Annotated in this window: 21 protein-coding genes; 16 read left to right on the top strand and 5 right to left on the bottom strand. The window is 55.6% G+C overall.

The genetic code is table 11. The features are described from left to right. The first annotated feature begins 2 nt into the window (after positions 1-2). The 12 genes from nuoE (at position 3) to EBC_RS17030 (ending at position 13,972) form a co-directional block, all read left to right on the top strand. Positions 3-518, top strand: a complete 516-nt coding sequence (gene nuoE / locus EBC_RS17085) for an NADH-quinone oxidoreductase subunit NuoE (RefSeq protein WP_013203089.1) — start codon at positions 3-5, stop codon at positions 516-518. Continuing rightward, a complete protein-coding gene (gene nuoF, locus EBC_RS17080; RefSeq protein ID WP_013203088.1) occupies positions 515-1,861 on the top strand; it encodes an NADH-quinone oxidoreductase subunit NuoF in 1,347 nt (448 codons plus the stop codon). Before nuoE ends, nuoF begins: the two co-directional genes overlap by 4 nt. Before the next feature lie 61 nt (positions 1,862-1,922). Beyond that, positions 1,923-4,649: an NADH-quinone oxidoreductase subunit NuoG gene (gene nuoG, locus EBC_RS17075; protein WP_013203087.1), complete on the top strand. Its 2,727-nt coding sequence runs from the start codon at positions 1,923-1,925 to the stop codon at positions 4,647-4,649. Further along, complete coding sequence (gene nuoH, locus EBC_RS17070; protein ID WP_013203086.1) at positions 4,646-5,623, top strand: NADH-quinone oxidoreductase subunit NuoH; 978 nt, start codon at positions 4,646-4,648, stop codon at positions 5,621-5,623. The genes nuoG and nuoH overlap by 4 nt, the downstream gene beginning before the upstream one ends. 12 nt (positions 5,624-5,635) lie before the next feature. Further along, entirely contained in the window at positions 5,636-6,178 is a 543-nt protein-coding gene (nuoI, locus tag EBC_RS17065; RefSeq protein ID WP_013203085.1) for an NADH-quinone oxidoreductase subunit NuoI, read from the top strand. A 10-nt stretch (positions 6,179-6,188) separates the two neighbouring features. Then, positions 6,189-6,743, top strand: coding sequence for an NADH-quinone oxidoreductase subunit J (gene nuoJ, locus EBC_RS17060; RefSeq protein ID WP_013203084.1), 555 nt, complete (start codon positions 6,189-6,191; stop codon positions 6,741-6,743). After that, complete coding sequence (gene nuoK / locus EBC_RS17055) at positions 6,740-7,042, top strand: NADH-quinone oxidoreductase subunit NuoK (protein WP_013203083.1); 303 nt, start codon at positions 6,740-6,742, stop codon at positions 7,040-7,042. The genes nuoJ and nuoK overlap by 4 nt, the downstream gene beginning before the upstream one ends. After that, the gene (gene nuoL / locus EBC_RS17050; RefSeq protein ID WP_013203082.1) at positions 7,039-8,877 is read left to right on the top strand and encodes an NADH-quinone oxidoreductase subunit L; all 1,839 of its coding nucleotides are present in this window, start codon (positions 7,039-7,041) and stop codon (positions 8,875-8,877) included. The genes nuoK and nuoL overlap by 4 nt, the downstream gene beginning before the upstream one ends. A gap of 97 nt (positions 8,878-8,974) precedes the next feature. After that, complete coding sequence (gene nuoM / locus EBC_RS17045; protein WP_013203081.1) at positions 8,975-10,495, top strand: NADH-quinone oxidoreductase subunit M; 1,521 nt, start codon at positions 8,975-8,977, stop codon at positions 10,493-10,495. A gap of 6 nt (positions 10,496-10,501) precedes the next feature. Continuing rightward, on the top strand, positions 10,502-11,959 hold the full coding sequence (gene nuoN, locus EBC_RS17040) for an NADH-quinone oxidoreductase subunit NuoN (RefSeq protein WP_013203080.1): 1,458 nt from the start codon (positions 10,502-10,504) through the stop codon (positions 11,957-11,959). A 115-nt stretch (positions 11,960-12,074) separates the two neighbouring features. Beyond that, positions 12,075-13,412: an HdeD family acid-resistance protein gene (locus tag EBC_RS17035; protein ID WP_041692070.1), complete on the top strand. Its 1,338-nt coding sequence runs from the start codon at positions 12,075-12,077 to the stop codon at positions 13,410-13,412. Positions 13,413-13,522: 110 nt separating this feature from the next. Next, a complete protein-coding gene (locus EBC_RS17030; protein WP_013203078.1) occupies positions 13,523-13,972 on the top strand; it encodes a GNAT family N-acetyltransferase in 450 nt (149 codons plus the stop codon). 135 nt (positions 13,973-14,107) lie between these two features. Here the strand turns inward: EBC_RS17030 and yahO are convergent, their stop codons facing one another. From yahO to EBC_RS17015, 3 genes are all read right to left on the bottom strand, one after another. Then, positions 14,108-14,377, bottom strand: coding sequence for a DUF1471 family periplasmic protein YahO (gene yahO, locus EBC_RS17025; RefSeq protein WP_013203077.1), 270 nt, complete (start codon positions 14,375-14,377; stop codon positions 14,108-14,110). Positions 14,378-14,669: 292 nt separating this feature from the next. Beyond that, positions 14,670-15,806 carry an HlyD family secretion protein gene (locus EBC_RS17020; RefSeq protein ID WP_013203076.1) on the bottom strand — a complete coding sequence of 379 codons (1,137 nt, stop codon included), beginning with the start codon at positions 15,804-15,806 and terminating at the stop codon, positions 14,670-14,672. 4 nt (positions 15,807-15,810) lie between these two features. Continuing rightward, complete coding sequence (locus EBC_RS17015) at positions 15,811-16,134, bottom strand: DUF3302 domain-containing protein (RefSeq protein WP_013203075.1); 324 nt, start codon at positions 16,132-16,134, stop codon at positions 15,811-15,813. Positions 16,135-16,364: 230 nt separating this feature from the next. Here EBC_RS17015 and EBC_RS17010 point away from each other — a divergent pair, with 230 nt between their 5' ends. After that, positions 16,365-17,036 carry a MarC family NAAT transporter gene (locus EBC_RS17010; protein ID WP_013203074.1) on the top strand — a complete coding sequence of 224 codons (672 nt, stop codon included), beginning with the start codon at positions 16,365-16,367 and terminating at the stop codon, positions 17,034-17,036. Between the two features lie 41 nt (positions 17,037-17,077). On the opposite strand, the gene EBC_RS17005 is transcribed toward EBC_RS17010, so the two are convergent. Both EBC_RS17005 and EBC_RS17000 read right to left on the bottom strand, forming a co-directional pair. Further along, entirely contained in the window at positions 17,078-18,733 is a 1,656-nt protein-coding gene (locus EBC_RS17005) for a glucan biosynthesis protein D (RefSeq protein WP_013203073.1), read from the bottom strand. Positions 18,734-18,938: 205 nt separating this feature from the next. Then, the gene (locus EBC_RS17000; protein ID WP_013203072.1) at positions 18,939-19,832 is read right to left on the bottom strand and encodes a LysR family transcriptional regulator; all 894 of its coding nucleotides are present in this window, start codon (positions 19,830-19,832) and stop codon (positions 18,939-18,941) included. A gap of 117 nt (positions 19,833-19,949) precedes the next feature. Between EBC_RS17000 and EBC_RS16995 the strand changes: the two genes are divergently transcribed. From EBC_RS16995 to EBC_RS16985, 3 genes are all read left to right on the top strand, one after another. Continuing rightward, entirely contained in the window at positions 19,950-20,375 is a 426-nt protein-coding gene (locus EBC_RS16995) for a VOC family protein (RefSeq protein ID WP_013203071.1), read from the top strand. Between the two features lie 111 nt (positions 20,376-20,486). Continuing rightward, the gene (gene elaB, locus EBC_RS16990; protein ID WP_013203070.1) at positions 20,487-20,798 is read left to right on the top strand and encodes a stress response protein ElaB; all 312 of its coding nucleotides are present in this window, start codon (positions 20,487-20,489) and stop codon (positions 20,796-20,798) included. A gap of 150 nt (positions 20,799-20,948) precedes the next feature. After that, positions 20,949-22,241, top strand: coding sequence for an isochorismate synthase (locus EBC_RS16985; RefSeq protein WP_013203069.1), 1,293 nt, complete (start codon positions 20,949-20,951; stop codon positions 22,239-22,241). The last annotated feature ends 13 nt before the right edge of the window (positions 22,242-22,254 follow it).

The following is a 22,254-nucleotide window of genomic DNA, read 5'->3' as shown; positions in this document are numbered from 1 at the left end:
TTATGCACGATCAAAGAATTGCGATCGAAACGATCGAGGATAACAACGCTTTTGTGCTGAGCACGTTGGAACGTGACGCTATCGAGCATGAGAAGCACCATTACGAAGATGCCCGCGCCGCGTCGATTGAAGCACTGAAAATTGTGCAGAAACAGCGTGGCTGGGTGCCGGATGGCGCGATCCATGCCATTGCTGATGTGCTGGGCATTCCAGCCAGTGATGTAGAAGGCGTGGCAACGTTTTACAGCCAGATCTTCCGTCAGCCGGTCGGCCGTCACGTGATCCGCTATTGCGACAGCGTGGTGTGCCACATCACCGGTTTCCAGGGCATTCAGGCCGCGTTAGAAGACAACCTGAATATCAAACCTGGCCAGACCACGGCGGATGGCCGCTTTACGCTGCTGCCAACCTGCTGCCTCGGCAACTGTGACAAGGGCCCGACGATGATGGTGGACGAAGATACGCACGTTCACCTGACGCCGGAAAACATCGTCAACTTACTGGAGCAGTATCAATGACATTCAAACAGATCATTCGTACTGCCGAAATGCATCCGCTGACCTGGCGTCTGCGTGACGACAAGCAGCCGGTGTTCTTTGACGAATACCGCAGCAAAAACGGTTACGCCGGTGCTGATAAAGCGCTGAAAACCATGTCACAGGATGAAATTGTGGCAGCGGTAAAAGACTCCGGCCTGAAAGGTCGCGGTGGCGCAGGCTTCTCAACCGGTTTGAAGTGGAGCCTGATGCCGAAAGACGAATCCATGAACATCCGTTACCTGCTGTGTAACGCCGATGAAATGGAGCCGGGCACCTATAAAGACCGTCTGTTGATGGAGCAAATGCCGCACCAGCTGGTGGAAGGCATGCTGATCAGTGCATTCGCGCTGAAAACCTACCGTGGCTACATCTTCCTGCGCGGCGAATACATCGAAGCAGCAGTGAACTTACGTCGGGCGATTGCGGAAGCGACCGAAGCCGGTTACCTGGGGAAAAATATCCTTGGAACCGGTTTTGACTTCGAGCTGATCGTTCACACCGGTGCGGGCCGTTATATCTGTGGTGAAGAAACCGCGCTGATTAACTCGCTGGAAGGACGTCGCGCTAACCCGCGCTCCAAGCCGCCATTCCCTGCATCTGCAGGTGCCTGGGGCAAGCCGACCTGCGTGAACAACGTGGAAACCCTGTCTAACGTTCCGGCGATCCTCGCCAACGGCGTTGACTGGTACAAAGGCATTTCAACCAGCGATGACACCGGCACCAAAATGATGGGCTTCTCCGGTCGGGTAAAAAACCCAGGCGTCTGGGAGCTGCCGTTTGGCACCACCGCCCGTGAGATCCTTGAGGATTACGCCGGCGGCATGCGCGATGGCCTGAAATTCAAAGCCTGGCAGCCAGGCGGTGCAGGGACGGACTTCCTGACCGAATCTCATCTCGACCTGCCGATGGAATTTGCCAGCATTGGTAAAGCCGGAAGTCGTCTGGGAACGGCGCTGGCGATGGCCGTCGATCACGAAATCGGCATGGTGTCGCTGGTGCGTAACCTGGAAGAGTTTTTTGCCCGTGAATCCTGCGGCTGGTGTACGCCATGCCGTGATGGCCTGCCGTGGAGTGTGAAAATCCTCCGCGCGCTGGAGCGCAAAGAAGGGCAGCCGGGCGATATCGAAACCCTGCTGCAACTTTGCCGCCAGCTCGGCCCGGGTAAAACCTTCTGTGCGCACGCGCCAGGTGCAGTAGAGCCACTGCAAAGCGCGATCAAATATTTCCGCGAAGAGTTTGAGGCGGGTATCGCGCCTCAGGTCTATAGCAATGCGCACGCGATTGCCGGTATCCAGCCAAACCTGTTAAAGGCGCGCTGGTAACACTGCAGATTTGAATTGATTAACGCTCGTCTCAGACGAGCCTTACGGAAGCATGTTCACTATGGCTACAATTCATGTAGACGGTAAAGAATATGATGTTGATGGTGCGGACAACCTGCTTCAGGCTTGCCTCTCCCTCGGCTTAGATATTCCTTATTTTTGCTGGCACCCGGCGCTCGGTAGCGTCGGTGCCTGCCGCCAGTGTGCGGTGAAGCAATTCCAGAATGCCGAAGATACCCGTGGTCGCCTGGTGATGTCCTGTATGACACCAGCGTCCGACGGGACGTTCATCTCGATTGACGATGGCGAAGCGAAAGAGTTCCGCGAAAGCGTGGTGGAGTGGCTGATGACCAACCACCCACACGATTGTCCGGTCTGCGAAGAGGGCGGTAACTGCCACCTTCAGGATATGACCGTGATGACCGGCCACAGCTTCCGTCGCTACCGCTTCACTAAACGTACTCACAGAAATCAGGATCTCGGCCCGTTCATTTCCCATGAAATGAACCGCTGTATCGCCTGTTATCGCTGCGTGCGTTACTACAAAGATTATGCCGACGGCACCGATCTGGGTGTCTATGGCGCTCACGACAACGTCTACTTCGGTCGTCCGGAAGACGGTACGCTGGAAAGCGAATTCTCCGGTAACCTGGTCGAAGTCTGCCCAACCGGCGTGTTTACCGATAAAACGCACTCAGAGCGTTATAACCGTAAATGGGACATGCAGTACGCCCCAAGCATCTGCCAGCAGTGCAGTATCGGTTGTAACACCAGCCCGGGTGAGCGTTATGGCGAAATTCGCCGCATCGAGAACCGCTATAACGGCGTCATCAACCACTATTTCCTCTGTGACCGTGGCCGCTTTGGTTATGGCTATGTGAACCTGAAAGATCGTCCACGCCATCCTATGCAGCGCCGCGGAAATGACTGGATCGCGCTGAATGCCGATCAGGCCATGCAGGGTGCCGCAGACGTGTTGCGTCAGGCGAAGAAAGTGATCGGTATCGGTTCACCGCGTGCCAGCGTAGAGAGCAACTTTGCGCTGCGTGAGCTGGTCGGTGCCGCAAACTTTTCCACCGGTATTCCGGCAGCCGAGCAGGCGCGTCTGGAGCTGATGCTGAACGTACTGCGCGACAGTGGTGTCCACACCCCGGCGCTGCGTGAAATTGAAAGCTACGATGCGGTGCTGGTGCTCGGCGAAGATCTGACTCAGGTCGGTGCGCGCGTTGCGCTCTCGGTGCGTCAGGCGGTGAAAGGGAAATCGCGTGAGATGGCAGCGGCACAGAAAGTGGCAGACTGGCAGATCGCGGCGATCCTCAACATCGGTCAGAACGCCAAGCATCCGCTGTTCGTCACTAATGTCGATAAAACCCGTCTGGATGACATCGCCGCGTGGACCTACTGCGCGCCGGTCGAAGATCAGGCGCGTTTAGGTTTCGCGATCGCTAACGCGCTGGACGAAACGGCACCGGCGGTGAGCGGCATCGATCGTTCACTGGCAGGCAAAATTGATGTGATCGTTCAGGCGCTGGCCGGCGCAAGAAAGCCACTGATTATCTCTGGCGTTCATGCGGGCAGCGAAGCGATGATTCAGGCGGCGGCCAACGTGGCGAAAGCGCTGAAAGGACGCGGATCGGACGTGGGTATCACGCTGCTGGCCGGTGCGGCAAACAGCGTTGGCCTCGGCCTGATTGGCGGTAACCCGCTGGAAACGGCGCTGGACGAACTGGAAAGCGGCGCAGCCGATGCGGTTATCGTGCTGGAAAACGACCTTTATCGTCAGGCTCCGAAAGCAAAAGTCGATGCGGCGCTGAGCAACGTCTCCAACGTGATCGTCATCGATCACCAGCGGACAGCGACCACGGAAAAAGCCGGTTTGATCCTCTCAACGGCCAGCTTCGCGGAAAGCGATGGCACCGTGGTGAATCAGGAAGGCCGCGCACAGCGCTTCTTCCAGGTTTATGACCCGGCTTACTATGACACCACCGTTGAAATGCTGGAAAGCTGGCGCTGGCTGCACTCGCTGTCCAGCACCATCACCAGCCGTCAGCCGGACTGGACGCAACTGGATCACGTGATTGATGCCTGTATTGCGGCACTGCCGCAGCTGGCGGGGATCAAGGACGCGGCACCGGATGCCAGCTTCCGTATTCGTGGTCAGAAACTGGCCCGTTCCCCGGCGCGTTCAAGTGGTCGTACCGCGATGCGCGCCAATATCAGCGTGCACGAACCGCGTCAGCCGCAGGACAAAGACACCATGTTCGCCTTCTCCATGGAAGGGAACAACCAGCCGTCTGCCGCCCGTTCGCAGATCCCGTTTGCCTGGGCGCCAGGCTGGAACTCCCCACAGGCCTGGAACAAATTCCAGGACGAAGTGGGCGGAAAACTGCGTAACGGCGATCCGGGCGTGCGTCTGTTTGAAGCCGGCGATGCGCAGCTTGACTGGTTTGATGCGGTTCCCGAGGTGTTTGCCGGTCAGGCAAATAACTTCCGCGTCGCGCCTTACTTCCACCTGTTCGGCAGTGAAGAGATGACCCAGCGCTCCGGCGTGATCCAGCAGCGCATGCCTGAGGCCTATGTGATGGTGAACCCGGCGGATGCGGCAACGCTTGGCGTCAATGCCGGGACGGAAGTCGAGTTCAGCTGTGCCGGTGAAACCCTGCGTCTTCCCGTGCGTTTCTCTGAAACGTTGCAGGCAGGGCAGGTTGGTCTGCCATTAGGTCTGCCGGGTATCCCGCCATTCCTGTTGGGTGCCAACATTGACAATCTGCAGGAGGCGGCACAATGAGCTGGCTGACACCGGAAGTTATCGATGTTCTGATTGCCGTAGGTAAAGCGTTAGTGATCCTGTTTGTGGTCGTTGGCTGTGGCGCATTTATGAGCTTTGGCGAACGTCGTCTGCTTGGTCTGTTCCAGAACCGTTACGGACCAAACCGCGTTGGCTGGGGCGGCTCGCTTCAGCTGGTGGCGGACATGATCAAAATGTTCTTCAAAGAAGACTGGACGCCGCCGTTTACCGACCGGGTGATCTTTACCCTGGCGCCAATGATTGCCTTCACCTCTTTACTGCTGGCGATGGCTATCGTGCCGGTGACCTCCACCTGGATGGGCGCGGACCTGAATATCGGTCTGCTGTTCTTCCTGATGATGGCGGGTCTGGCGGTGTATGCGGTGCTGTTTGCTGGCTGGTCCAGTAACAACAAATACTCCCTGCTGGGCGCGATGCGTGCCTCGGCGCAGACCCTGAGCTACGAAGTGTTCCTCGGCCTGTCGCTGATGGGCGTTGTCGCACAGGCCGGTTCGTTCAATATGGTCGATATCGTCAACAGCCAGCAACATTTGTGGAATATCGTGCCACAGTTCCTTGGCTTCCTGACCTTCGCCATTGCCGGCGTTGCGGTATGTCACCGTCATCCATTTGACCAGCCGGAAGCCGAGCAGGAACTGGCCGACGGTTACCACATTGAATATGCCGGTATGAAGTTCGGCCTGTTCTTCGTCGGTGAGTATGTCGGTATCGTGACGGTTTCTTCGCTGATCGTAACGCTGTTCTTCGGCGGCTGGAACGGTCCATGGTTGCCACCGGTTATCTGGTTCGCCATCAAAACGGCGTTCTTCATGATGATGTTCATTCTGATCCGTGCTGCGTTACCGCGCCCACGCTATGACCAGGTGATGTCGTTCGGCTGGAAAGTTTGTTTGCCGTTGACGCTGTTGAACCTGCTGGCAACTGCCGCAGTGATTCTTTACAACGCGCAGTAAGGGGTAAAGATAATGACATTAAAAGACCTGGTGGTGGGATTCGGCACCACGGTTCGCAGTATCTTCCTGATTGGGATGAACGCGTTCGCCAAGCGTGAAACCATGATGTATCCGGAAGAGCCGGTTTATCTGCCGCCACGGTACCGTGGCCGTATCGTGTTAACCCGCGATCCGGACGGCCAGGAACGCTGCGTAGCCTGTAACCTGTGTGCGGTAGCCTGTCCGGTTGGCTGTATTTCGTTGCAGAAAGCAGAAACGCAGGATGGACGCTGGTATCCAGAATTTTTCCGTATCAACTTCTCGCGCTGCATCTTCTGTGGCCTGTGTGAAGAGGCTTGCCCGACCACTGCGATTCAGCTTACCCCAGACTTCGAACTGGGCGAGTTTAAGCGTCAGGATCTGGTGTACGAAAAAGAAAACCTGCTGATTTCCGGCCCGGGTAAATACCCGGAATATAACTTTTACCGGATGGCGGGTATGGCGATCGACGGGAAAGACAAGGGCGACGCTGAAAACGAAGCCAAACCTATCGACGTCAAGGGCTTGTTACCTTAAGGAGCCAGGCATGGAATTTGCTTTTTATCTTTGCGGACTGGTGGCGGTGCTGACAACGTTGCGAGTTATCACCCACACCAACCCGGTCCACGCACTGCTGTATCTGATCATCTCCCTGCTGGCCGTTGCCGGGGTGTTTTTCTCGCTCGGGGCTTACTTTGCCGGTGCGCTGGAAATCATCGTTTATGCCGGTGCGATCATGGTGCTGTTCGTCTTTGTGGTCATGATGCTGAACCTCGGTGAGAGCGTGCAAGCGCAGGAACGCGAGTGGCTGAAACCGACCGTGTGGATCGGACCCGGCGTCCTGTCGCTGGTGCTGCTGGGCGTGATGATTTACGCCATCCGCTCCGTTAACGACCAGGGCATTGATGGCACGATGATCGACGCGAAAGCGGTCGGCATCAGCCTGTTTGGTCCTTATGTTCTGGCGGTTGAACTGGCTTCCATGCTGCTGCTGGCGGGTCTGGTGGTGGCTTACCACATCGGACGCGAACAGCGTCAGGGCGAAGTCCTGAGCAACCGTCCGGGTGACGCACCGAAAAGCAACAAGGAGGAACGCGCATGATCCCTCTTCAACACGGCCTGATTCTGGCAGCCATCCTGTTTGTCCTTGGACTGACGGGCGTGGTAATCCGTCGTAACCTGCTGTTTATGTTGATTAGCCTTGAAATCATGATTAACGCCGCAGCACTGGCGTTCGTGGCCGCGGGCAGCTACTGGGGACAGGCAGACGGACAGGTGATGTATATCCTGGCGATCAGCCTTGCTGCTGCCGAGGCCAGTATTGGCCTGGCGCTGCTGCTTCAGCTCCATCGTCGCAGCCAGAACCTCAACATTGATAAAGTGAGCGAGATGCGCGGATGAATCTTCTCTATTTAACAGTACTTTTTCCGCTGATTGGCTTTCTGCTGCTGGCCTTTTCTCGCGGCCGCTGGTCAGAAAATCTTTCGGCCACTGTGGGTATGGGTTCCGTCGGTCTGGCGGCGCTGACCACGGTCTTCGTTGGCATGGACTTCTTCAGTCAGGGTCAGGCACCTTACACTCAGGCGCTGTGGACCTGGATGCAGGTTGGCAACTTTAAGATCGACGTCAACTTCACGCTGGACGGCCTGTCGCTGACCATGTTGTCGGTGGTGACCGGTGTGGGCTTCTTTATCCACATGTTCGCCTCCTGGTATATGCGTGGAGAAGAGGGCTATTCCCGCTTCTTCGCCTATACCAACCTGTTTATCGCCAGCATGGTGGTTCTGGTGCTGGCCGATAACCTGATGCTGATGTATCTGGGTTGGGAAGGGGTGGGCCTCTGCTCTTACCTGCTGATTGGCTTCTATTACACCGACCCGAAAAACGGCGCGGCGGCGATGAAAGCTTTCATCATCACCCGTGTGGGTGACGTGTTCCTGGCCTTTGCGTTGTTCATTCTTTACAACGAGCTGGGTACGCTGAACTTCCGTGAAATGGTCGAGCTGGCGCCTGCGCACTTCGCTGCAGACAATCATATGTTGCAGTGGGCAACGTTGATGCTGCTGGGTGGTGCCGTCGGTAAATCAGCACAGCTGCCGCTGCAAACGTGGCTGGCGGATGCGATGGCCGGTCCAACGCCGGTTTCGGCGCTGATCCACGCGGCAACCATGGTGACCGCCGGTGTCTATCTGATTGCACGTAGCCACGGTCTGTTCCTGCTGACGCCTGAAGTGCTGCATTTAGTGGGCATTGTCGGCGCGATCACCCTGGTGCTGGCCGGTTTTGCTGCGCTGGTGCAGACCGATATCAAACGCGTTCTCGCTTACTCAACCATGAGTCAGATTGGATACATGTTCCTCGCACTGGGCGTTCAGGCCTGGGATGCGGCGATCTTCCACCTGATGACCCATGCGTTCTTTAAAGCGCTGCTGTTCCTCTCTTCCGGTTCGGTGATCCTCGCCTGCCATCACGAGCAGAATATCTTCAAGATGGGTGGCCTGCGTAAAAGCATCCCGCTGGTCTACGTCTGCTTCCTGGTGGGTGGCGCGGCGCTGTCAGCCCTGCCGCTGATTACCGCTGGCTTCTTCAGTAAGGACGAAATCCTTGCTGGCGCGCTGGCGAACGGCCATCTGACGCTGATGGTGGCAGGTCTGGTGGGGGCATTTATGACCTCGCTGTATACCTTCCGAATGATCTTCATCACCTTCCATGGCGAAGAGAAAATTCATGCACATGCCGGCAAAGGGATTACCCATCACCTGCCGCTGATTGTGCTGCTTATCCTCTCAACCTTTATTGGCGCAATGATCGTGCCGCCGCTGAAAGGCGTTCTGCCGGATACCACCGAACTGGCGCACGGCAGCGTGCTGGCACTGGAAATCACCTCTGGCGTGGTGGCTATTGTCGGTATCCTGCTGGCGGCCGCCCTGTGGTTAGGCAAACGCACGCTGGTAACCAGCATCGCCAAAAGCGCGCCGGGTCGTTTCTTCTCGACCTGGTGGTTTGCGGCCTGGGGCTTCGACTGGCTGTACGACAAAGTGTTCGTTAAGCCTTATCTGTTCGTCGCCTGGGTGCTGAAACGCGATCCACTCGATGGCCTGATGAGTCTGCCTGCTCTGTTCTCCCGTCTGGCGAACAAAGGGCTGGTGGTCAGCGAAAACGGCTATCTGCGCTGGTATGTCGCGTCAATGAGCGTGGGTGCCGTGGTGGTACTGGCGCTGCTGATGACGATCTAAAGGTTAGTGAGCGGGGTAAGGCGGTCTGCCTTACCCCATCAAAGAATTGTGAAAAAATTCCCCTGACCGGGGGACTAAAGAAGGGAAGAAAACCGCCATGTTATTACCCTGGCTTATATTAATCCCGTTCATCGGTGGCCTGCTTTGCTGGCAGCTTGAGCGCTTCGGCGCAAAAGTTCCGCGCTGGATAGCCCTGATCTCAATGGGATTGACGCTGGCGCTCTCATTGCAACTCTGGTTGCAGGGCGGCTACTCACTGACTCAGGCCGCCGGCATTCCGCAGTGGCAGTCTGAATTCTTCGTCTCGTGGATCCCACGTTTTGGTATTAACGTGCATCTGGCGCTGGATGGTCTCTCACTGCTGATGGTGGTGCTGACCGGCCTGCTGGGCGTGATGGCGATCCTCTGTTCGTGGAATGAAATTGAAAAATGGCAGGGCTTCTTCCACCTGAACCTGCTGTGGATCCTCGGCGGCGTGATCGGCGTGTTCCTTGCCATCGACATGTTCCTGTTCTTCTTCTTCTGGGAAATGATGCTGGTGCCGATGTACTTCCTGATCGCCTTGTGGGGTCACAAAGCATCGGACGGTAAAACGCGTATCAGCGCAGCGACCAAGTTCTTCATCTATACCCAGGCCAGCGGCCTGATTATGTTGATTGCGATTCTGGGCTTGGTGTTTGTGCATTACAACGCGACCGGCGTCTGGACCTTCAACTACGAAGAGCTGTTGAAAACGCCGATGTCGCAGCACGTTGAATATCTGCTGATGCTGGGCTTCTTTATCGCCTTCGCGGTGAAAATGCCGGTGGTTCCGCTGCACGGCTGGTTACCGGATGCACACAGTCAGGCGCCAACCGCCGGTTCGGTTGACCTGGCAGGCATCCTGTTGAAAACCGCGGCCTACGGTCTGCTGCGTTTCGCCCTGCCGCTGTTCCCGAATGCGTCGCACGATTTCGCCCCAATTGCGATGGTGCTGGGCCTGATCGGTATCTTCTACGGCGCGTGGATGGCGTTCTCGCAGTACGACATTAAGCGTCTGATTGCCTACACCTCCATTTCGCACATGGGCTTCGTGCTGATTGCTATCTACACCGGCAGCCAGTTGGCGTTCCAGGGCGCAGTGGTGCAGATGATTGCTCACGGTCTGTCGGCCGCCGCACTGTTCATCCTTTGTGGTCAGCTGTATGAGCGTCTGCATACCCGTGATATGCGTCAGATGGGCGGCCTGTGGTCACGCATCAAATGGTTACCGGGTCTGTCACTGTTCTTCGCGGTTGCCAACCTGGGTATGCCAGGCACCGGTAACTTCGTCGGGGAATTTATGATCCTGACCGGAAGCTTCAAAACCGTGCCGGTGACTATCGTTATCGCGACCTTCGGTCTGGTGTTCGCGTCTGTTTACTCGCTGGTCATGATGCAACGTGCTTATTACGGCGCACCAAAATCAGAAACGCCTCTGCGCGGCATGAATGCCCGTGAGTTCCTGATGATTATGGTGCTGGTGGTTCTGCTGGTGCTGCTGGGTGTTTATCCACAGCCGATTCTGGACACCTCACATGCTGCGATGAGTAACATTCAGCAGTGGTATACCGCTTCAATTACAACTACAAGGCCGTAATTCGCCATGACAATAACTCCTCAACAATTGATCGCGCTTCTGCCGCTGCTGATCGTCGGATTGACGGTGGTAGTTGTGATGCTGTCCATTGCGTGGCGACGCAACCACTTCGTCAATGCCACGCTGGCGGTGATTGGCCTGAACATTGCGCTGTTCTCGCTGTACTTTGTCGGCCAGGCTGGCCCGATGGACGTCACGCCGCTGCTGCGTGTGGATGGGTATTCGATGCTGTATACCGGACTGGTGATCCTTGCCAGCCTGGCGACCTGCACCTTTGCTTATCCATGGCTGGCGGGCTACCCGGATAACCGCGAAGAGTTCTATCTGCTGGTGCTGATTGCTGCAATGGGCGGCATCGTGCTGGCCAGCGCCAATCATATGGCGTCGCTGTTTATCGGCATTGAACTGATTTCCCTGCCGCTGTTCGGCCTGGTCGGCTATGCCTTCCAGCAAAAACGCTCGCTGGAAGCCAGTATCAAATACACCATCATGTCTGCCGTGGCATCGTCCTTCCTGCTGTTCGGGATGGCGTTGATTTACGCGGACTCCGGTAACCTGAGCTTTGTGGCACTGGGCAAGAGCCTGAACGACGGCATTATCCATGCGCCGCTGTTGCTGGCGGGTCTGGGGATGATGATTGTCGGACTGGGCTTCAAGCTGTCGCTGGTGCCTTTCCAGCTGTGGACGCCGGATGTCTACCAGGGTGCGCCTGCACCGGTATCAACTTTCCTGGCAACCGCCAGCAAAATTGCCATCTTCGGTGTGGTGATGCGCCTGTTCCTCTATGCGCCGGTGGCGGATAGCGAAGCCGTGCGGACGGTACTGGCGATTATCGCGGTGGCCTCGATTCTGTTTGGTAACCTGATGGCGATCTCGCAGAGCAACATTAAGCGTCTGCTGGGTTACTCGTCCATCGCTCACCTCGGTTATCTGCTGGTGGCGCTGATTGCGATTCAGACGCACCAGATGTCGCTGGAAGCTACCGGTGTTTACCTGGCCGGTTACCTGTTCAGCAGCCTCGGTGCGTTTGGCGTGGTCAGCCTGATGTCCAGCCCATACCGTGGGCCGGATGCTGACTCGCTGTACTCTTACCGTGGTCTGTTCTGGCACCGTCCAATCCTGTCAGCGGTGATGACGGTGATGATGCTGTCACTGGCCGGTATCCCGATGACGCTGGGCTTTATTGGTAAGTTCTACATCATCGCAGTCGGTGTCGGTGCACACCTGTGGTGGCTGACGGGTGCGGTTGTGGTCGGTAGTGCGATTGGTCTTTATTACTATCTGCGCGTTACCGTCAGCCTGTACCTGAATCCGCCAGAGCTGTTGCAGCGTGATACGCCGGCTAACTGGGCCTTCACGGCCGGTGGTGTGGTGGTGCTGATTTCCGCGATTATGGTGCTGCTGCTGGGTATCTATCCTCAGCCACTGATTTCGCTGGTGCAGATGGCGCAACCGTTGATGTAATCAACGTTGACCACCGAAAAACGGGCTCACATGAGCCCGTTTTTTTTCGCCTGCGTTCGGGTAAATAGCGCGCCGCATGCTAGCTTTAAAACATCGTTCCTTGCGGAGACGGCGGGTGATAAGACTGATCTTTTTGCTGATGGGCGCCCGCGCGCTGCGCCCCCGATGGCTGCTGCTGGCCGTGATGGGGCTGCTGCTGATTGCGCTCTCCGTGGCAATTTTTATCGATATGGCCGGGGATGGACGTCTTTCAGTGCCGCTGGATACGCTGGCCATCTTGCTGGTAGTAGAGGGCATTGTGCAGCTTCTGTCCGGCTGGCTGATTGGCACCCGCGTTTATCTTCCTGCGCTGGCAAAAGGCATTGGCTTTCTGTTTATTGCGTTTCTGGTGTTTGACGTGCCCTGGGATAATAACCTGCTGGCATCGTTACTGTTTGGCGTGGCCTTTCTAGGCGATGGCCTGTTTCGGATTGCCTCTTCGCTGGTACTACAAGGCCGGCGATGGCGCAGAGGGGTGCTGATTGGCAGCATCGAAATCGTCCTCAGTCTGATCGTCTTCAGCAACTGGCCGTTCCATCATCACATCACGGTTCCGTTGTGCTTTGCCCTTCTGCTGCTGATGTCCGGCTATTCGCTGCTGGTGATGGCGCGGAATGTCTGGCTGTTAGGGGAGAACGCCTCGGTGATGTCGCTGCCTCTGTTCACTGCTCAGGGAATGCGTGGCCAGCAATCAACCGATTATATCCATCCTCCTTTCCCCCACCGGCCGGCGGTCACGCCGCTCAATATTCATGTCTGGACGCCGGTGGGATCGTCGGTGGTCAAGGATCGACGGCTGGTTATCGATCGCTATATTGCCGCCGTCGATCAACACGGGGTGATCTCGACCGGACATGCCGCGCTGGAGATGGGGGAGCTGTATATCAGCCATTACCCGCTGCAGCTGATTGACCGCGACAGCGGGAATTTCCGTGCCGTGCTCCGGGCCGGCGAAGAGAATGATGTTCCCGGCCGGTTTTTACCCTCGCTGCCTGAGGAAATTGTGGCCTGGTGCGCACCGGACCGGCTGATCGCTTTTCGCATTTATAATGCTGAGGCGTTAAAAAACTACTGGCAGCGCTACGCGACGGATACCACCTATAATCTCACCTCGCGCAACTGCTCAACCACGGTGATCCACGCGCTGGATGTGGCGATTGAAGGAGTGCTGGGCAACAGAACCCTCGTCGGGCTGAGAATGCTGTGTGACCCGAACTTCTGGCTACTCGGATTGGTCAGGGGCAGGGCAGAAGAGATGACCTGGACGCCGGGGCTGGTCCATGATTATGTCCTGCTGCTGAAAAGGGTGATCGAGCCCGAAACGAGCCGCGCCTGGCATAAGCGACTGGGCGAGGCGGTGGCATTACGGCGGGCGGTGAGTAAGAAACTCAAATCGGATAACACCCAGATGTAACCACAAGTTCTGACTGTCGTGGCCTGCAAGAAATCTTGTTAAGTGGGCAGCAGTGTTCTGGCAAAGAAACCTGTACATTATTGAGATGTCTGAATAATGGAGCAGAGAGTATGGAAGTGTACTGGCAGGATCTACACCACAGTGAGCTGAGTGTGGCTCAGCTTTATCAGCTGCTGGCGCTGCGGAATGCGGTGTTTGTGGTGGAACAGAATTGTCCGTATCAGGATCTTGACGGGGCTGATTTACAGGGCGAGAACCGCCATCTGCTGGCGATATTCGATCAGCAACTGCTGGCCTATGCCCGCATCCTCGCGCCAGAGTCGGCGGACAAGCCGGTGAAGATTGGCAGAGTGATTGTCTCAAGCGAAGCCCGGGGGCTGAGTCTGGGACACCGTCTGATGGAACAGGCCGTTGCCACCTGCGAGCATTTCTGGCCGCAGCACAAAATCTTCCTGTCGGCGCAGGCCCACCTGCAGGATTTCTATGGTCGGTTTGGTTTTGAGCCGGTCAGCGAAGAATATCTGGAAGATAATATCCCGCACATTGATATGCAAAAATAGACACAACACGTCCCTGAGCGCTGACTGGAACGAAGATAAGGTCAGGAACGGCGGGAGAAAAGGGGCGTTGATGGCTGAGAATGCCCGATTGGTTGTCTTAACGCAGCAGGCATTCTCAGTGAAATGTTGAGACGGTTACTTTTTCTTGTAAACATCAGCCGTAGCGTGGACCTTTTTATTGGTATTTCCTGAGGTCAGGACATAGATGTCGCCGCCTTTATCATCTGCCATTTTCGACAGTTCGGTTTTGGCATCGGCAGCGCTGGTCTCACCTGCGGTGGTGACACTTCCTACTTTGGTATATTGGTCATGAACCTTTTTAAACTCATTTTTCGTCATCAATTCTGCAGCAAATGAACTGATCGAAAATGCACATAACACGACGCCAAGAACGATCTTCTTCATCGGAATTTCCTTTTAACAGAATGGTGGGTGGATAATGATTTGTGCTAATAAATATATAGTTGGCCCAATCGACACTGTCTAATAGCGTTAATGCGATTTGTTTGTTTTGTGATGAAAGCCGCTTTTCATCCATTATGCAGTGATGAATTTATTTATTTCATCCTAAATACATGAAGGATACTTTTAATCTGTACGCGTAAAATATTATTGTATAACTATTTCTCAACAACACAGACAAAATAGTCAGGCTGATTAATATCATACTGTTTTATTTCCATAGCCTGCTTATTAATTAATGATCAAGATACAGGTAGTGCATCCAACTGGTCATCCGTAATAACACTTTGCGCATCACCGAGACGTGGGCGAAGTGGTCGGAATAGATCGCTACCTGCGCAAAGATACCGTCAGGCAGGGAATCTATCTGCGGATTGGCATCCAGCTCAATCACCACCAGCACGCCATCGGAACCGGGCGTCAGGTTAAGCGACTGCAATGAACCCTGCGCCTGATAACCGCCACCGGGTACCACGGGCAGGACGCGAATTAATTTGCCCCTGAACACCTCGCCCGGTAACGCATTAAACACCGCTTCTGCTTCATCCCCAGGCTCAAGGCGCAGCAGCGAATTTTGCCTGAACTGAGCGATAATTTGCCGGGTCTGTTCGGGGACAAAAATCATCACCGGCCGCAACGGCAGCGCGGCAGCATAGGTGCCTGGGCGGATCAACACCTGCGTCACATAGCCGTTGCTCGGGGCGCGAACCACCGTTTGATCGAGGTTATATTTGGCTTCCGCCAGTTGGGCTCTGAGGCTGACAATCTGCGATTGCTCGCCGTTAACCTCACTGTCCAGCTGGCTCTTAATCTGCGCCTGCTCCGCCAGTGACCCTTTTACCAGCGCATCCTGCGCTAAAAAGTTTTGTCGCGCGGTGTCGATATCTCTTTCAGAGAACGGATTGACCTTGGCCTTACTGCCCCGCAGATAGCGCTGATAGTCTGTGAACAGGCGGTCGCGATCGGCGGTGGCATTAGAGGTATTGGCAATCGCTTCATCCAGTTGGCCCTTCATCGCCTGAGTGTTATGGATGGCGCTGACCAGATCGGCCTGCAGCCGGTCTACCCGCGCCTGGAAGCGGGTATTGTCTATCTCAAAAAGCATTTCACCTTTTTCAATATGGACATTCTGTTTGTCGGTGACTTTAGTGACCACACCCGTCACCTGCGGCGTCACGGGGATGGTAATCACCGCTTTTTGCGCTAAGGAAGTATAAGGATGATTGTAATTCATCAGCAGAATCAATCCGCTAACCAGAAATACGCCGCCTAATACCGCCGTGGGCACGGTCCATTTATTGACCGGGATCTTGAAGATTTTAAATATGGACCAGGCAATCGCAACGTAGGTAAGAATAATGAGCAGATCCATAACATTACTCCTGCGGTGGCACGTTAACGTCAGGGTGTTTCTTCTCCAGCTCGGTTACGCGTCGCTGCAATTGCTGGATAACATCACTTTCATTCTGCATTCCCCAGCCCCTTTCAGGACGATACAGGGTGGCCCATATCCATAAAAATGGCCAGATGACATGTAAGGTAAACAGGCTGACCCAGCCGGCAACATGAATAGCATCGGCATGAGGATGATTACGTGATTTCGCTATCAGGTAGGGGATATCATGCAGGATAATAATCCCGTAAAAAATAACGATAAAAACGAACACCAGAACACCCAGCGCAAAGTAGTCAAGAAACATACTCGCCTCGAATGATGTGATTTAATTTGGCTTAAATATAGTCTTAACTTTACTGACCAGCCATTAAATCTGCCAGCTTAATAATTGCGTCCCATTTTAAACCAGAGAAATTAATGGCCTTCACGACTATTTTTGACAGGTGATTCATATTTTGTTTGGTTAACCTTCTCTATACTCTGTGAGCCTGGCTACATTCTGTGGCTGTTTCTCTCCACATTGGGAGCATCATTATGATGGATTTACTCAGGGCGATTGGACTGGGATTAATGGTTCTGCTGCCACTTGCCAACCCTTTAACCACCGTGGTGCTGTTCCTCGGATTGGCGGGGGAGATGAGCAGTGCCGAACGCAATAAAGAAGCCATGATGGCTTCGCTGTATGTGTTTATTATCCTGATGGTGGCCTGGTATGCCGGGCAAATAGTGATGAATACCTTTGGCATTTCCATTCCGGGCCTGCGCATTGCCGGTGGACTGATTGTCGCCTTTATCGGCTTTCGAATGCTGTTCCCACCGGCAAAGGGCGTCAGTTTACCTGAAGCGCAAAGTAAAGCCGATGAGATGGCGCGTGAACCCGAGGCCAGCATCGCATTTGTCCCGCTGGCGATGCCCAGCACGGCCGGTCCGGGCACCATTGCGATGGTGATCAGCTCTGCCTCAACCCTGCGTCATGGCGTTGATTTTCCGGAGTGGGTGATCTTTGCGGCACCACCGTTGATTTTTGTGTCGATAGGCGTGCTGCTGTGGATATGCTTGCGGAGTGCGGGTGGGGTGATGCGCGTATTGGGTAAAGGCGGAATTGAAGCCATTTCCCGTCTGATGGGCTTCCTGCTGATTTGCATGGGCGTGCAGTTTATCATCAACGGCATACTGGAAATCATCTCGACCTATCCAGCCAGCTGAAGCCACAAAAAAGGGCCGCTGTGCGGCCCTTTTGCTGTCGGTTAACCTGCCGTCATCTGGCGGTCATCGACATATTTACGCTTGTCCGGTGCGGGCGGGAAATACTGATACAGCCAGGTTTCACTCAGCGTCTCGTCTTTGGTGCGCAGGAACAGGCGCAGATTCACCGGCTCCACCGAGTCACTGTTCGGATACCAGTCAAACAGAATACGGTAACCGTCGATAGGCTCCACGTAGAGGATTTCAACCTGTTTGATGGTGCCTGAGGTGGTGGTAATCACCGGCTCGATGCCTTTCGGCGCGGCTGCTTTCAAATCGCCACCGACAAAGTCGACCGCGAAGCGACGTGCCCAGACGTCCGGATAGTGTTCGCCCGGTGCCCAACCTTCCGGGAAGCCGCCCATGCCGGTACGGGTCGCGTTCACGCGGGACAGGCCGCTGCGCACCGGTGGCAGACCACTCCAGTAAAGTTTGTAGCTGAAGCTGTGTTCGCTGCCGGCCTTAATCGCCTCTTCAGGACGCCAGAAGCAGACAATGTTATCCAGCGTTTCGCCCGTGGTCGGGATTTCCATCAGGTTAATGGCGCCTTTGCCCCATTTGCCGACCGGTTCAACCCACAGACTTGGACGCTTGTTGTACCAACCAATCACATCCTGATAATCCTGGAAGTCATGGTTGAGCTGCAACATACCAAAGCCGCGCGGATTCTCATCCTTGTAGGCGTTGTAGGTCAGACGCTGCGGGTTGTTCAGCGGGCGGCAGATCCACTCGCCAACACCGGTCCACATCGCCAGGCGATCGGAGTCATGGATTTGCGGGTGGATGGTGTCGCACATGCGGCGTTCGTTGTTGCCGCAGCTGAACATGGTGGTCATCGGCGCGATACCCATCTGTTCAATATCTTTACGCGCATACAGGTGGTTTTCCACTTCCATCACCACGCGCTTATCTTCGCAGTGGACGATGAATTTGAATGCACCGGTGCAGCTTTCGCCATCCAGCAAGGTATAAACCGTGAAGGTGGTGTCATCTGCCTTCGGCGTTTCAAACCAGAACGCGGTGAAGTCAGGGAACTCTTCATGGCTGCCGAAGGTGTTGATCGCCACGCCACGCGCGGAAAGACCGTACTGATAGGTCTCATCAACGGCACGAAAGTAGCTTGCGCCGAGGAAGGAAACGATGTCCTTGCTGGCCAGCTCGGGTTTTTTAAACGCTCTGAAACCGGCAAAGCCCAAATCGGTTTTACCTTCCAGCTGTTTCATATCCACTTTGGCGTTGTTGTAGTTGAACAACTCCGGACGGAAGTGGATTTCACGGGCTTCACGGCTGGACGCATCGACAGAGAACATCCGCAGGCGGCGTTTGAAGCCCATGCCGACGTGGAAGAACTGAACGTCAAGCTCACGATTGGGAATGTCATTCCACAGTGAGTGGTTGGCGTCGTACTGAATTTCGTTATAAGCCTGCGGGGTCATGGTTGCCAGGGTTTCTGGCAGCGGTGCCGGAGCGCCACCGTAAGGTTTTTTCGCGAGGTCAGCCGCCATTTGCTTAAGCACGCCGAAATCAAATTTCTTCGCTGAGCCATCGGCGATATCGGTATCAGCCCAGGCAGCCTGTGCAAATAATGTCGATAAGCCGGACATGCCGCTTACCGTAGCGAAAGCCATTGAGGCTTTCATAAACATTCTTCGATTCATGCCAGAAGTCATTCCCTTTGCTGAACGGAGTTTGTAGAGACTGTCGTGGTGTTGCACACCGTCGCTGACGGGCAGCTTTGTCGACATATGCGTGATCTAAATCACAGCAAAGTACGACAGTCCGTGAGATCAAAAATTCAGTTAGCAAAAAATTTATCAGATAAATCTAACAAAATCCCTGTTTTCCGCTGATAGCCGGCGCTTTTCAGCCCTTATCAGACGGTTCCTGTTTTGAAATGGCGTGATTTATCAGCGTGCCAACAAAGAATTTATGTAACGGGGCCTGACGATTAGCGTGCCTCATCACCACAATCAGTTCGCGATAGAAGGTTAACTCGCCAAGCGGCAGAATGCGGACGTTTGCCGGGCGATCGGTCCACAATCCTGCCAGCGGCACCAGCGCAACGCCCAACTGCATCTCAACCATTTTGACAATGGCATCAATTTCATCAATCTCCAGCGCCAGCTGCGGATCGAGCCGCTGCTCGCGCAGGAACTGGCTGACCATCCGGCCACCGAAAGAGGAGCGGTCATAGCGGATAAAGGGATGCTGGCGGATCAGCTCAACCACATCATCGCCTGCCACATCCGCTGGGGCGATCAGCACAAACGGCTCGCGCTGCACCGTCTCCGCGTACAGGTCTTTGGTCAGCGCGAAGCTGGGTTTGATGATCACCGCCAGATCGATATTGCCGGCGTCCACCTGGGTGAGCAGGCTGGAGGAGACGCCGGGGATCAGTTTGGTTTCCAGCGCGGGCGCCTGTTGATGCACGCTGACCAGCACGCCGGGCAGCAGGCCGGTTTGCACCGACGCGATAGCCCCAATCTTAATCGACCCGCGATACTCGGCCAGATTTTCGGGCTGAGCCATGCGGGCAAACAGCGTCAGTATCTCTTCCGCCATCGGCAACACCCGCGTGCCATCAGCATTTAACGCCACGGCGCGGCCGGAACGGTCAAACAGCCGCATACCCAGCGCTTCCTCCAGCGTGCGCATTTGCGCGCTGACCGCCGATTGCGTCAGGCCAATACGCTGTCCGGCGGCGGAGAAAGTGCCAAACTGGCTGACCGCAACAAAGGTTTTCAGTTCACGTATCATGGTGTCCACTCAGCAAAATAATTGTTGAATCGTTGTAATAATATTCGCTTTTCACCAAAAATATTATCGTGAAGAATGGGGGTTCACAACGACCTTTCTTGATCCCCGGAGACTGCAATGGCCCTCAGCCCGTTCCATCTGGCAATACCTGTTCACGATCTTGCTGCTGCCCGCCATTTCTACGGCACCGTATTCAATCTTGCTGAAGGACGCTCCAGCGAACAATGGGTGGATTTTGACTTCTATGGACATCAGCTGGTGATTCATCAGGCACCGAAAAAGACCGCGCCAGATGCGGTTCATACTAACCACGTTGACGGCCACGGCGTGCCGGTGCCGCATTTCGGGCTGGTGCTGAGCTGGGAAGAGTGGGAGCAACTGGCCGCGCGGCTGAAGGACTTCCAGGTGAAGTTTGAGATTGAACCCTACGTGCGCTTTAAAGGGCAGGTGGGCGAACAGGCCACCATGTTCTTCTTCGATCCCTGTGGTAACGCGCTGGAGTTCAAGGCGTTCAAAGACATCCGCAGTATGTTCGCGAAATAGCCCGTTACCACTAAAGGCAACATTATCAGTCTATTCCTGGTCGTCTGAGCAAGCAGGTTGCTGAAAACTGTCTATAGTTATTTGAGATTCTTATTCGCACAAGGAGATGTTATGGCTAGAACGATTGCACCTGAAGAGAGCAGCCTGGACGACGACCTGGCGCTGTTGAGTGAAACGCTGGAAGAAGTGCTTAAATCTTCCGGAGATCCGGCAGACCAGAAATACATCGAGCTGAAAGCGAAAGCTGAGAAGTCGCTGAACGAGGTGAAGTCCCGCGTGAGCAACGCAACTGACACCTATTATGTTCGTGCGAAACAAGCCGTGTATCGTGCCGATGAATACGTGCATGAAAAACCGTGGCAGGGGATTGGCGTTGGTGCCACCCTGGGTCTGGTTGTAGGATTACTGCTGGCGCGCCGTTAAGGTCTGCGTCACCAGGCAAAAGTTGCGGGCGTCCTTCGGGGCGCCCGTTTTGTTTCCGCCCGCCAGGCCTGCTCTCACCTGGCCCAGATCAAACATTGATGTTGGCACGGCGGGTACACTGGCCTGACGTGAGTGTGTCTGGAATGCCCAATGTCATTTGCCTCCGCCTTAAACAACCTGCAACAGCAGCTTCGCGCTGTCACCGCATCTCAACCGGGTTTTCTGCGTCTGTCGGCGACGGTCACCGATCCTTCCGATGGCTTAGCCTGGCTGGACGCGCAGCCCGTATGGCCAAAGTTTTACTGGCAGCACCGCGGCGGCGAGCAAACGCTGATGGCGCTGGGCGAGGTTCAGCGCGCAGAGACGCTTCAGCAGGCCAGTCAGCTTCTGCGCGCGCTGCCGGCCGAAGGCTGTCTGGTGGGATCCAATGAATTTGCGCTACAGCATTGCTGTCTGTTCCTGCCACGCGTGTTATTGCGGGGCAACACCCTCAGCGTGTTCCTGCACGGTGTGCTGCGGGAAGATGCCCAGGCCGCGATCGGGCTGATCGTTAGCCTGCTGCCGGCACACCCTTTTGAGTCTCTTCCGCAACGGCTGAGCGCCTGCCAACACTTTCCGGATTCTGGCGGCTGGCAGCAGCAGGTTGCGGCGGCGCTTGCCGCGATTCGTCAGGGCGATCTGGATAAGGTGGTGCTGGCGCGGGCCACCGATTTACACTTCACCCAGGCGGTTAATGCGGCCGCACTGCTTGATGCCAGCCGTCAGGCCAACCGCCACTGCTATCACTTTATGCTGGCGATCTCGCCGCAGCAGGCGTTTGTCGGCTCCAGTCCCGAACAGCTTTTCCATCGACATGGGCTGGCGCTTAATACGGAGGCGCTGGCCGGAACCTGCGCGAACGCCAGCGACGCGCATCTGGCGCAGCAGCTGGGCGACGCGCTGTTAAACGATGAAAAGAACCGCCGGGAAAATGGCCTGGTGGTGGAAGATATCTGCCAGCGCCTGGAATCGATTACGTCGGGTCTGGATGTGTCCCCGGCCCACGTTGTGCGGCTGCGTAAGGTGCAGCACCTTAAGCGCGAGATTCAGGGGCAGCTTTATCAGCAGGACGATATGGCGCTGCTGCAACGGCTGCAGCCTACCGCGGCGGTCGCCGGATTGCCGCGCCAGCCCGCTCAGCAGTTTATTCGCCAGCACGAACCGTTTTCACGCGGCTGGTATGCCGGATCGGTCGGCTGGTTATCGGCAGCAGAAAGTGAGTTTGCGGTGGCGCTGCGTTCGGCGCAGGTGTCAGGCAACAGCGTGCGATTGTATGCCGGGGCGGGGATCGTGGCCGGTTCAGAGGCCAGCCTTGAGTGGCAGGAGATCAATCAGAAGGCTGCCGGCCTGGCAAGCCTGCTCGGCGTGGAAATAGCGAGCGGATCCTGCCCCAAATCAAAATGACGACGCGGTGGCT

This window comes from Erwinia billingiae Eb661, assembly GCF_000196615.1.
Taxonomy (GTDB): Bacteria; Pseudomonadota; Gammaproteobacteria; order Enterobacterales; family Enterobacteriaceae; genus Erwinia; species Erwinia billingiae.
Note: the sequence above shows the minus strand (reverse complement) of the source record. Positions and strands in the feature narration are given on the sequence as shown.